The sequence below is a fragment of the Caldicellulosiruptor sp. F32 genome, assembly GCF_000404025.1.
GTDB lineage: Bacteria > Bacillota > Thermoanaerobacteria > Caldicellulosiruptorales > Caldicellulosiruptoraceae > Caldicellulosiruptor > Caldicellulosiruptor saccharolyticus.
The window spans coordinates 86,894-99,220 of sequence record NZ_APGP01000120.1 but is presented as its reverse complement, the minus strand read 5'-3'; the positions used below and the strand labels follow the sequence as shown (position 1 = coordinate 99,220).

The 12,327-nt window shown below is 33.5% G+C and carries 14 protein-coding genes; 2 read left to right on the top strand and 12 right to left on the bottom strand.

Annotated elements, in window-relative coordinates; genetic code table 11:
- The first annotated feature begins 141 nt into the window (after positions 1 to 141).
- Together H964_RS12450 and H964_RS11520 are read left to right on the top strand one after the other, a co-directional pair.
- The gene (locus tag H964_RS12450) at positions 142 to 507 is read left to right on the top strand and encodes a hypothetical protein (protein WP_039767769.1); all 366 of its coding nucleotides are present in this window, start codon (positions 142 to 144) and stop codon (positions 505 to 507) included.
- 487 nt (positions 508 to 994) lie between these two features.
- On the top strand, positions 995 to 1,276 hold the full coding sequence (locus H964_RS11520; protein ID WP_039767767.1) for a hypothetical protein: 282 nt from the start codon (positions 995 to 997) through the stop codon (positions 1,274 to 1,276).
- 297 nt (positions 1,277 to 1,573) lie between these two features.
- Here H964_RS11520 and aroB read toward each other — a convergent pair whose 3' ends face one another.
- The 12 genes from aroB to proC form a co-directional block, all read right to left on the bottom strand.
- Positions 1,574 to 2,659, bottom strand: a complete 1,086-nt coding sequence (gene aroB, locus H964_RS11515) for a 3-dehydroquinate synthase (protein WP_039767765.1) — start codon at positions 2,657 to 2,659, stop codon at positions 1,574 to 1,576.
- 80 nt (positions 2,660 to 2,739) lie between these two features.
- Positions 2,740 to 5,502 carry an isoleucine--tRNA ligase gene (ileS, locus tag H964_RS11510; RefSeq protein WP_039767763.1) on the bottom strand — a complete coding sequence of 921 codons (2,763 nt, stop codon included), beginning with the start codon at positions 5,500 to 5,502 and terminating at the stop codon, positions 2,740 to 2,742.
- A gap of 29 nt (positions 5,503 to 5,531) precedes the next feature.
- A complete protein-coding gene (locus H964_RS11505; RefSeq protein ID WP_011917432.1) occupies positions 5,532 to 5,993 on the bottom strand; it encodes a DivIVA domain-containing protein in 462 nt (153 codons plus the stop codon).
- 26 nt (positions 5,994 to 6,019) lie between these two features.
- Complete coding sequence (locus H964_RS11500; protein WP_011917431.1) at positions 6,020 to 6,790, bottom strand: YlmH family RNA-binding protein; 771 nt, start codon at positions 6,788 to 6,790, stop codon at positions 6,020 to 6,022.
- Positions 6,791 to 6,825: 35 nt separating this feature from the next.
- Complete coding sequence (locus H964_RS11495) at positions 6,826 to 7,101, bottom strand: YggT family protein (protein ID WP_011917430.1); 276 nt, start codon at positions 7,099 to 7,101, stop codon at positions 6,826 to 6,828.
- A gap of 32 nt (positions 7,102 to 7,133) precedes the next feature.
- Positions 7,134 to 7,571 (bottom strand): cell division protein SepF, encoded by a 438-nt coding sequence (locus tag H964_RS11490; protein WP_011917429.1) that lies wholly within the window; start codon positions 7,569 to 7,571, stop codon positions 7,134 to 7,136.
- A gap of 13 nt (positions 7,572 to 7,584) precedes the next feature.
- A complete protein-coding gene (locus H964_RS11485) occupies positions 7,585 to 8,286 on the bottom strand; it encodes a YggS family pyridoxal phosphate-dependent enzyme (protein ID WP_011917428.1) in 702 nt (233 codons plus the stop codon).
- Between the two features lie 16 nt (positions 8,287 to 8,302).
- Complete coding sequence (locus H964_RS11480) at positions 8,303 to 9,454, bottom strand: endonuclease Q family protein (protein WP_039767760.1); 1,152 nt, start codon at positions 9,452 to 9,454, stop codon at positions 8,303 to 8,305.
- Positions 9,451 to 10,002: an NUDIX domain-containing protein gene (locus tag H964_RS11475; protein WP_011917426.1), complete on the bottom strand. Its 552-nt coding sequence runs from the start codon at positions 10,000 to 10,002 to the stop codon at positions 9,451 to 9,453. The genes H964_RS11480 and H964_RS11475 overlap by 4 nt, the downstream gene beginning before the upstream one ends.
- An 8-nt stretch (positions 10,003 to 10,010) precedes the next feature.
- Positions 10,011 to 11,063 carry a DUF3866 family protein gene (locus H964_RS11470; RefSeq protein WP_011917425.1) on the bottom strand — a complete coding sequence of 351 codons (1,053 nt, stop codon included), beginning with the start codon at positions 11,061 to 11,063 and terminating at the stop codon, positions 10,011 to 10,013.
- Positions 11,064 to 11,091: 28 nt separating this feature from the next.
- The gene (gene rnhA, locus H964_RS11465; protein ID WP_011917424.1) at positions 11,092 to 11,529 is read right to left on the bottom strand and encodes a ribonuclease HI; all 438 of its coding nucleotides are present in this window, start codon (positions 11,527 to 11,529) and stop codon (positions 11,092 to 11,094) included.
- 14 nt (positions 11,530 to 11,543) lie between these two features.
- A complete protein-coding gene (gene proC / locus H964_RS11460) occupies positions 11,544 to 12,326 on the bottom strand; it encodes a pyrroline-5-carboxylate reductase (RefSeq protein WP_039767758.1) in 783 nt (260 codons plus the stop codon).
- Position 12,327: the final 1 nt, after the last annotated feature.

The following is a 12,327-nucleotide window of genomic DNA, read 5'->3' as shown; positions in this document are numbered from 1 at the left end:
GATTGAATTACTGAAAGAAAAGGAACTCTATATTGAATGTTTACAAAATGAACCTCTTTTGGATGAACCTGATGATGTCAAAATGGACGAACATGGCTTCAGGTTAAGCAATTTTTTAACTAAATAATCAGAGGGATAATAATGAAGAATAAACTAATAGTAAGCTTAATTGTATTAGTATGTTTTTTTATGACAAACATCAACATTCATGTTGATTGCACGAACAGAAATAATAATATAATTCTTTCTTCCACATGGTTAAAATCTTCTTTTGGAGTAAACCAAAATGCAATATTTGATTGGGATATACAAGAACTATTACAAGGTAGAAGACCTACTTTGTATCTTGTTTGGAAAGGTGGAAGAGGACCCAATCCTGAAGCAGCTATTTCACCCGATGGTAAATATATAGCAATTTCAACGTGGAACAGAGAAAGAGATTCACAGAATATTTTAATTGTTGATCTCAAAACAAAAAAAAGAATATTGGCTCACAAAAGATTTTAGTGAGCAATTTTTTATACATTGGCTGAATAATGAACTTTTATTAACTTTATAATGTTCCCCATAAACCTAACGGTAAGCTTAGTATCCAAAAATGGAATATCAAAACTAAAAAAATAACAAAAGAAATTGACACTAAAAGTCTTATTGTTGTTCCTAAGAATTCACAAATTAACACGATTCAATTTGTACCATCTGAAATTAATAATTGACTTATTTTTATCACCTGGATTCAAGAGAGTAAATTCAAAGAATATAATAAAAACAATGAAAAAGTCCTTTATTTCCCTATCTCTCCATACAATATTGTATGGTTTGATAAAAATAATTTAAAAGTAGTAGATACAACTTCTTATCCTACTATCAATAATTTATTATATCCGCCAAGATAACATTTTGATATAGCACCAAAAATGGAATATCTGCATTTATAACGGATATACAATCCATAAAAGAAGCATCATATCCTGAAAAAAATTTAATAAGAGTTATGAAATTAAATAGAAATAAAAGTTCATTTGAAACATTATTTAAGTTACATTCTACAAATAGTGTGGTACAATACGATTCAGTTAAATTTTTTGGCAATAACTATCTTATTTTCAGCGAAAAAGAAGTTAAAAATAATAAAGTAAAGTATAACGTTGTGGTATACAGTATTAAAGACAAAAAAATGTATAAATTTGAGCCTACATGGAATGATAAAAATATAGCACTTGTTAGTCACAAAGTGGTACCAGAAGAAATTTCATTAAGTTTGCTCATCAAGTAATAAGTTACAGGGGGTGTCTAAAAAGTTACATAGACACCCCCCTTATACAATTTTGATTAGTTTTATATATTACAATCGTAAAAACCAACTTGAAAAGAGGTTTTTGAAAAGTTTTTTAAAACTTTTGACGCAGAGTCATAAGAGAAATATGATTCATATTTGACAATCTATAACGATGCAGAAATCAGAATTAACACATAAAGAAGCTCCCTTTTCTTGGCATTTGTTTTTTATAATTTGTAAGCTATATAGCCAAGACAAGGGAGCTTCTTCTTGACTATGTCAGACTGAGGCATTTTAAGATAAAACAATTTTTTCGAACCTATCAAGTGCCTCATATAAAATATCTTCATTAATTTCGTAACCTAAAACATAATCACATACATCTTTTAATAAAACCATTCTTATAGAAGCATTTATATTCTTCTTGTCATATTTCATAATTGAGATAATTTGGCTCTTCTCAAATCTTTGAGGAAGTTTTATACTATTCTTCTCAAAAATTCTTATTAAAAGATCTACGTTTGACAAATCAAAATTAAATATCATATTCGAAAGTATCATCTCAGCAATCATTCCCAAAATAACAAATATCCCATGAGAAAAATAGTAATTGTAATACGTCTCTAATGCATGGCCTACAGTATGGCCAAAATTCAGAACTTCTCTCAAAAGTGATTCCTTTTCATCCTTTTCAACAACTTTAACTTTACAGTTAATAGATTTCTTTATCAACTGCATAGCAAGTATTTTATCTTGAAAAATCTCAAAAACATCTTTTTCAAATCTACCTTTCATATCCAAAATACTTTTATCTAAGGTAAAACCATATTTCATTATTTCACCAATTCCAGATAAAACTTCGCTTTTTGGAAGTGTTCCTAAAAACTGAGGGCAAATTATTATCATCTCAGGTTGATAAAATGTTCCAATCTGGTTCTTATAGGATTTATAATTAATTCCAGTTTTACCACCAATACTACTATCAACCATTGAAAGAAGAGTTGTTGGAACGTGAATGAGCCTCACACCACGTTTATATGTAGATGCTACAAACCCTACTACATCACCAACAACCCCTCCACCAATTGCAACAAACAATGCTCTTCTGTCTACATTGCTATCCAAAAGATAATCAATGGCTTTCAGGTAAGACTCTATTGACTTTGACTCCTCACCTTCATCAAAAAGGTAAAGGTAAGTAGGTTTAAGGCTATCAATAAAACCTTTGTAGAGTCTGTAGACCATCTTGTCAGTAAATATTACAAGATTTGAGTAGTTAAAATATGCAATATGTTCTCCAATTTTTTCAACTTCCTCAACAAAAACAATAGGAATGTTCTTTTCTTCCCTTTTCAAATTTAAGTAAATCCTATCTTCCATCCTACCCATCCTTTTTGTAAATTTTATAAAATAAAAGACAAGCCGGCACTTCTTATAATACCGGCTTTATCTTTTTTATGTTATTTAACTTTTACAACCTCATAGCATCTCGGACATACATTTAAATTTTCTTCGTTCTTTCCAACCATTGTATCGAATTTCCAACATCGTTCACACTTTAAGCCATCAGCCTTGTAAACTTCTACTTTAATCTGGTCGCTATCGCCTTCTTCAACCTCAAGCTGAGAAACAATCAGCACTTCCTGGATAATGTCTTTGTTTTCTTCTATGAATCTTTTTACATCACCTTTTGCAAAAATCTTTACTTTGCTGTCTAAAGAACTTCCAATAAGCTTTTCATTTCTTGCAATCTCAAGCTGTTTTGCAACAATGTCCTTTATTTCAATTATTTTGTTCCACTTTTCTTTCAAGGTTTCATCTTTTAATATGCTTTCGTCGACCTTTGGCCAGCTTGTCAAAAATACTGATTCAGCGTCTTCTTCTTTAAAAATAATATTTTGCCAAATCTCCTCTGCTGTGAAAGACAAAATTGGTGCAATAAGTTTTGTGAGGGCAACCAGTATTTCGTACATGACTGTCTGTGCAGATCTTCTGTCAAGGCTTTCACTTTTTGATGCATAAAGTCTATCTTTGTTTATGTCAAGATACAAATTACTCATGTCAATTACACAGAAGTTATGAACAAGATGATATACCTGATTATAATCATATTCTTCGTAAGCTTTTGTCACCTTTTCAATCAACTTATATAGCCTTTGTAATGCCCACTTGTCAATTTCTTTCAGGTTTTCACATCCTACCTTATCTGTCTTTGGATTAAAGTCATAAAGATTGCCAAGCAAGAATCTTGCTGTGTTTCTTATCTTTCTATAAATTTCTGTTAGCTGTTTTATAATATCCTTTGAAATTCTCATATCTGTTGTGTAGTCAGCCGACACGCACCAAAGCCTTAAGATATCTGCACCAAACTCATTGATAATATCAAACGGCGATATTACATTACCTTCTGACTTTGACATTTTCTTCCCTTCGCCGTCAACAACAAACCCATGTGTCAGAACAATTCTATATGGTGCTCTTCCCTTTGTTGCCACAGCTGTCAAAAGCGATGATTGGAACCATCCTCTGTACTGGTCGTTTCCTTCCAAATACATATCACATGGCCACTCTAAATCTTCTCTGCTCTCTAAGACATAAGCATGAGAAGATCCTGAGTCAAACCACACATCCATAATGTCAGTCTCTTTTTCAAACTCCATGCATCCACAAACAGGGCACTTTGTACCTTCTGGCAAAAGCTCTTTTACATCCTTAGAAAACCATGCATCAGAGCCTTCTTTCTCAAATATCTTTGCTATATAGTCAATTGTCTCATCAGTTATTAACTCTTTCCTGCAATTTTTGCAATAGAAGATTGGAATTGGCACACCCCAGATTCTCTGTCTTGAGATACACCAGTCTTGCCTGTCTGCAATCATATTGTAAATTCTATCTCTTCCCCACTCTGGCACCCATTTGACATCATCAACCGCCTTCAGTGCCTCTTCTCTAAACCCTTTAACAGATGCAAACCACTGCTCGGTTGCTCTGAATATAACAGGATTTTTACATCTCCAGCAGTGAGGATACTGGTGAGTTATCTTTTCAACACCTAAAAGATGACCTGAAGCTTCTAACTCCTTTGCAATTTCTTTGTTTGAGTCTTCATAAAAAAGCCCTGCAAACTTGCCAGCTTCTTTTGTCAAATATCCTTTATTGTCAACCGGAACAATTACAGGAATATTATATCTTTGACAGACCTCAAAGTCCTCTTCACCATGACCAGGTGCTGTGTGAACACAGCCAGTTCCTGCTTCCAAAGTAACATGCTCACCTAAAATTACTAAAGAGGTTCTATCCAAAAAAGGATGTTTGCATTTTACGTATTCTAAATCCTTGCCTTTAAACCTTGCAATCTCATGATATTGGTCAATTTTATTTGTCTTCATTACTCTTTCTACAAGCTCAGATGCCACAATTAAGATTTCATTCCCAACGTCAACCAAGCTGTAATCAAAATCGGCGTTTAGTGCAATTGCTAAATTGCCTGGAAGGGTCCACGTTGTGGTTGTCCAAATTACAATGTAAACCTTTTTGCCAGATAAATTCAAGTTAGCAAACAATCCCTTATCATCTATTACCTCAAATTTTACATAGATTGAATATGTCTTGTCTTCTTGATACTCTATCTCTGCCTCGGCCAAAGCAGTCTCACATGACGGACACCAATAGACAGGTTTTAGTCCTTTATAGATATACCCTTTTTTAGCCATCTCGCCAAAAACACGAATCTGCCTTGCCTCAAACTTGGGGTCTAATGTCATGTAAGGATTTTCCCACTCGCCAAACACACCTAAGCGTTTGAACTGATTTCTTTGAATGTCAATGTAACTTAATGCAAATTCCTTACACTTCTTCCTAAATTCAACAACATCGACTTCGTGTCTATTAACCCCAAGCTTTTTTATAACCTGCTGCTCAATTGGAAGCCCGTGAGTATCCCAACCGGGTATATAAGGTGTATAGTATCCTTGTAGTGCTTTGTACTTGTTCACAATGTCTTTTAACACCTTGTTGAGAGCATGTCCCAAATGAATATCCCCGTTTGCATAAGGTGGTCCGTCATGAAGTATGAATTTCTTTACACCTTTATTTTTCTTTAGTATTTTTTTGAATATCTCTTTTTCTTCCCAAAATTTCAAAAACTCAGGTTCACGTTGTGCAAGATTTGCCCTCATCGGAAACTCGGTCTTTGGTAAGTTCAATGTTTGACTCCAATCCATTTTATGTTTCATCCCCCTGCAAAATTTAATTAGTCATTTTGTAGTTCTTTGTCTACCATTTCAAGTGCACTGAGCTCTGTTTGAAGTAAATTCCTAAACTTATTCAAAAAAAGCTGATATCTTTTTTTAAGTTCGCCATATTCATATGTGATTTGCAAAACCTTGCTGTTTGCCTCTTCAATAATCTTCGATGCTTTCATTTCAGCTTCTTTTATTATGCTTTCTGCCTTCTGATAGGCAACTTTCTTTATCTCCTCTGCAGTTGACTGGGCAACAATTAAGGTATTTTGCAAAGTTTCTTCGATTGTCTTGTAGTTTTGGATATTTTCGTTCAGTAGCGCAATCTTGTCTTTCAGCTCAAGATTTTCTTTGTACAGAGCTTCATAATCTTTTAATACCTGTTCTAAAAATTCTTCCACCTCTTCAACACTATAACCACCTATATACACCCTTTTAAAGGTCTTAGATTCAATGTCTTGAGGAGTTAACATAAAAGTTTTACCTCCACAATGCAGAATTATGAAAACCTCAAAAGCTCAATACTAATTCTTCCCTTTTTGGTGGTTGTCAATACCTTCTCTACTTTTAATCTGCCATGATGCCTGACAGAAATCAAATCGCCTTCTTTGACCTCATACGAAGGCTTATCAATATACACCCAGTTCACAGCAACTTTAAACTGCCTCACAAGATCACTTGCATCTTCCCTTGAAATCCCAAAACCGTGGCTTACAATGGCATCTACTCTCATGGAAGGGACACTGCATACAATTCTTTTGCCACTATTTTGTATAAATTGTGAGATATCTATATCATCTTTGTTGACAACCTCTGTTTTTATTCTATCTCTTCCTATTCTGTCTATATGTGTTGTTATAAAAAGGCTCACTTCTTCTTTTACAAATACTAAAGCTTTATTTTCTTTTACCAATATGTCTCCAATCTTGTCACGCTTGAGTCCTTGACCTATAAACGTTCCCAAAATCTGTCTGTGAGAAAGTATTGTATCTGATTTAATCAAGATTATATCAATTGGAAAATGAGAAAAGTCCGTCTCTTCTAACCTACTGTCAAAAGAAAGTGCTAACACTTTTCTTTCACTATCTTCGTATCCTCCCCATATTTGATAAAAAAGATACGGATTTTCACCTTTTAAAATTATATCAATAGCATACTTTTGTGCATATGGAGATAGAAAATCCGAATATTCAATACCACCGTAACTTCTTTCTATCAAATTTTTGACTTTTAAGATTTCATATTTGTTTTCCTCAGGAATGTAATACATTCTCCTTTTGTCGCTCCACTTCAAGAAGTTAAATTCTAAATCAATATTGCATAAAATAACCACAAAAGTCTTCTTACAATCTCCAATAAAATAATTGCAATCAAGGGCGAAAAGTCAATAAACCCTATTCTGATGTACTTTTGAGATATTGATCTTATGGGGTCAAGTATAGGATTTACAATCATGCCAAGTACTCTTCTGTATTTGTTGTATGGGTCAACGATAACCCACGACAAAAGTGCATCTACAACAATACAAAACTCCACAAAAGCAATTGCCTTGTCAGCAAGTCCAAATATAAATCTTATCATCTACATCCTCCAAGCCATCAGGTAATATATTCCTATTTTAGCCAAGCAAATACTCCTTTTGTTCTAAACTCCTCTTTTAATTGCTCGTCTACCTCTAAATCAATGCTTCTTGGAACAACAACAAATATCTTTTTGCTGACCTTGTGAATCTTTGCGTCAAGAACATAAACAGCCCCGCTTACAAAGTCTATTATTCTTTGTATATGGTCCTCTGCAACCTGCTCCAAATTGAATACCACTATCTTGTTCTCTCTCAGCGCATCACATACCTTTACAACCTCATCAAAAAGCTTAAGATTATAAACTGTAACTTCTGTCTGATTTGCTTTTCCTATTGTTACAACCTTCGGTGTTTCATGCTTTGGCTTTACGTTTTCTTCTTTTGCTTTTGTACTCTCTTGTGGCTTGTCCTCCTCTTCAATCTCAATACCAATTAGATTTAAAAACTTTCTCTGAAGATTATCAAACATAACCAAAACCTCCTTAAGTTTTTGGTCTTTCACCAAATAGTTTTGTTCCTATTCTAACCAAAGTGGCACCTTCTTCAATTGCCACTTCAAAGTCATTGCTCATGCCCATTGACAACACTTCAATTTTAACATTATTATAATTTAATTTTTTATAATTTTCAAAGATTTCTTTCATCTTTCTAAAATACTGTCTCAACTTTTTCTCATCGTCTTCAATTGGAGGAATTGTCATAAAACCTTTTAAATTAACATGCTTGCATTCGCAAATATTCTCAATTAACTCCTCAACATTATCTGGTAAAACTCCACCTTTTGATTCCTCACCACCCACATTTACCTCTATCAAAACATCTATTTTCTTAGCTGCTTTTGAACATCTCTTTTCTAACTCCTGAATCTGTTCTACTTTTTCTATAGAATGAATTAATAAGACTTTATCATAAATATACTTAATCTTGTTTGTCTGAAGTCTTCCAATAAAATGCCATTCCAATTGAGGAAGTTCATTGTACTTTGGCAAAAATTCCTGAACACGATTTTCACCAAAAATCTTTATGCCTAACTCGTTTGCAAGTCTAATAGTATTAATATCAACACCTTTTGTTGCACCAAGTAGTTTTACTTCACTTGATTTTCTTCCACTTCGCAAACAAGCCTTTTCAATCCTTTCTTGAATCTCTTCAATGTTTTTCTTTAATTTTTCAGCGTCTATCATGAGTTCTCACCCATTTTCATTTAAATCTAATCTTCCCAAAATAACCACCTGCACCAAATTTTATGCTATAATGTCCTTTAATGTAACGCTTTAACTTTTCAAAAATACTATCACCAACAAAATATTTTAGCTTTTCATAGCTTTGATCATCATATAAAGCCTTTACAAAGTTTACTTCTGTTTTGAATACCTCAATTATCTTCTTCCTTGTTTTATCTCCAAATCCCTCAACCAATTCGAACGGAAATGTATAAAAGTACGGTGGTTTTTGGCTATCCATTTCACTTTTTTTGAGCATGGAAATTCTGTCTTCAACACCTAATACTATATTATCTTTCCCACAAAATGGACAGGTAGGCTGATTTTCTTTTATGTTGAATGAAAAATTGCAGTTTTTACAATATGATTTGTGGTATTTACCAAGTCGCGGATTTATACCATAGTTTGCAACAACCCTGTTTTCTTTTAAACTCTTTAGCAACCCTTCTGCAGAAAAATTTGGAATTTCAATTTCATTAAACTCTCTTGCTATGTTCTTTAAAGAGTGTGCATCAGAGTTTGACAAAAGAGTTCTACTTTGTGTATCAAAAAGGTCTTTTACCAGGTATGAATCAGCCGAAAGTCCAAGCTCAATTGTATGAATTTCAAGTATTCTGAATACCTCTTCAATTGCAAAGGCTGCTGAATAAAAACCTTTATAAGGTGTAAATGCATGTGCTGGCACAACAAAAAGTTCAAAATCCTTTGCAATCTTTTCAAAATCTTCAATATTTCCTTTGAAAACAGGACAGCTAAACTTAAGCTGATTAAAATACCTTTTACTTTGTTTTTTGAAATTGATTAGCTTATCAATACTTTCAAAAAAAATGAGGCAATGAAAATCATTTGAGTTATATCTCAGTTCAATCTCTGCAGCAGGAATAATCAAAATATTCTCATAGTACAAATTATTATCTTTGAGGAGTATTCTTCCACAATCTATTAGACTTTGTACTTCAGAAATTACATCATCACACAACAAATCAACAATTCCAATTACGTCTAACCCCTTTTCCTCTCTTGACACCTTTAAAATATTTTCAATTGTGAGCTCCTTTGAAGATGGTATTTTTATGTATCTTCCATTTGAAAAACCAATATGCACGTGAAGGTCAGCATATACTCTCATCCTTTATACCCTTGCTCCTCTAAATACATCTTTGCAAGAAGAAGACCTATTATTGTCTTTGCATCTTTAACTTCACCATTTTTAACCATCAAAATAGCTTCATCTAAGCTAACTTTAAAAACCTCAACAAACTCATCAGAGTCTGTGTGCGAACTGCCTTGAGAGAGTCCTCTTGCCAAGTACACATGTATAACCTCATTTGAAAATCCAGGAGTTGTATAGATTTCTGTGAGTTTTATAAACTCTTGTGCTCTGAGGCCTGTCTCTTCCTCAAGCTCTCTTTTTGCACATTCAAGCGGGTCTTCATTTTTGTCAAGCTTTCCGGCAGGAAGTTCTATAATAACCTTTTCAATTGGTTTTCTGAACTGTTTGATTAGCACAACATTATTTTCCTGGTCTACTGGTACAATAACTGCTGCACCTGAATGTAAGACAATTGCCCTCTGAGAAGTTTTCCCATCCGGAAGCAAAACCTTGTCTACCTTTAAGCTAATGAATGACCCATCATAGATGAGTTTAGATTCTATTGTCTTTTCGTAAAGGTCCATTTTCTACTTCATCTCCTTTGTAATTTTCTCAAGATATATTCTGCGGTGGCAAAAAGCTGTAGAAAATACTCCTTATCCTCTTCAAAACCTCTTCCCATTGTTTTTAGCAAAGGTTTGTATTTTACAATTATATTATCGTCAATCTCATCAATATGTATTAAGTTATGTTTTGCTCTGTAATTGTTCAAAACCCTAAAAACCCTGGTAAAGAAGAGCTTGTCTTCAAATTCGAAAATAGGAATCTCTACAGAGGAATTTACATAACTTAGTATTGTAAGTGAATGATGGCTTATGAATTTATGTCTTTCTCTATTCTCACTTTTAGAAACTCTTACAGGAAAAACAACTTTTCCACCAAACCTTGATATATCCTCAATCACATTTACAGCCTTGTAAGCACTGAACCCAAATTTTGTCCCTGTACCTACAATCCCAGGAAGTGGTGATATAATCGCAACTTGGGTATCTAAACTTTGGGAAAATATAAGGGAATTTATCTCATTTATACACTCAAAATCTCCATTGAACGCCTCTTGACATGTTATTATATAATCAACAAAGTGGTTTTCTTTTAGGAATCTCAAATTATTAGAAAGCTTCGCATTTAGCATTCCCCAGTCATTTATTATCGCTGTAATTTTCATATTTCTGTAAAACTCTTTAAGATAAAGACAAATTGGTAAAAGCATACTGTGAAGCTCACATACTACAATAATTAAATCATCAAAACTTGGTACTCTATTGAAAAGTTCGGGATTTTTTTCTTCTTCCGTCAGTACTGAAAACTGCAATGGCGTGTACCGAAGTTTCATAATGTGCCCTTTTGAAAGATTACAAAATGAATCAGTAGGCAAGATATAATCATACCCGCCAGTTCCAAGTTTTAACTTTCTTGCTGTGATGTTTACTAAAACCTCTTGCCCTATAACAACTTTTTTATTTATATCCAAGAAATTTATTGCAAGAAAGACATCTTTGTCTTCATATTCAACCTCAACCACCTGGTAACCATTTGCAAGCTCACATTCTCTTTTCACAATCCCTTTTTTTATTTCAAACACCTTTTTCGTCTTCCCCTTTTTGTAGAAATCATCTCATCTCTTTAATCATACTTCTTGCAATCTCATCACACATGTTATTTAGTGTATCTGTGCTGTGACCTTTTACTTTTTCGAACTTTACATTGTGTACTTTAAGAAACTCAAGCAGCTCTTGCCACAAATCAATGTTTTTTACCTCTTCCTTTTCGGAGGTTTTCCAATTGTTCTTCTGCCATTTTCCTATCCAGTTTTGATTGATAGCATTTACAATATATGCAGAGTCAGTATAAACTGTCACTTTGCAAGGCTCTTTGAGAGCCTTCAATCCTTCAATTATGGCTTTTAGCTCCATCCTGTTGTTGGTAGTGTTTTCTTCAAAACCTTTTAATACCTTTTTAATACCTTTGTAAATTAGTATAGCACACCATCCACCAGGTCCGGGATTTTTGCTGCATGCTCCGTCTGTGTATATTACAACTTCTTTCATCTCTTTTCTCACACCTATAAAATACTTTTAGACCTCTCATAAGCTTTAATGATACCATCAATAATGGCACCCTTTAATGCTTTTCTTTCAAATTCAATAAGCCCTTCAATAGTAGTACCACCTGGAGATGTAACCATATCCTTTATTTGGTGAGTAGTTAACATATTATTTTTCATGTTAACTATTGTACCATAAAAAAGTTTTAAAACAAGGTCATAGCTTTCTTGTTTAGAAAACCCGAGTTTTACTGTTGCGTCTATATAGCTTTCAACAAAGTGTGCGACAAATGCAGGACCACTTCCAAAGAGTGCTGTGATAGCATCCATAAATTTTTCATCAACAACTATCACTGCTCCCATACTCTTAAAAAGCTCTGTAACTTTATCTTTTTCCTCCTGCAAAACACTTTCTGAAAAGCAAACTCCCAAAATGCCCTCTTCAACATTTATATTTATATTTGGCATAACTCTGACAATCTTCTTATTACCAACTACATCTTTTATTTTCTCAATTGAAATTCCTGCTGCAATGGATACAATAATCTTATCCCCTACCACATCTTTTATTTTTCTTAAGACATTGAATATGTCTTTTGGCTTTACTGCAATTATTATTATATCACAGTTTAAAACAACTTCATTTTCACTCATCAGTTTCGTTGCACCATAGAGCTCACTAAACTTGTCTGCCTTTGTCTCATCAACATCATAGCAGAACAACTGATGTTTTTGTGTTTTGGTTATTGAATATGCAATTGAGTTTGCCATATTGCCACAGCCGATAATTCCTATCTTCAAT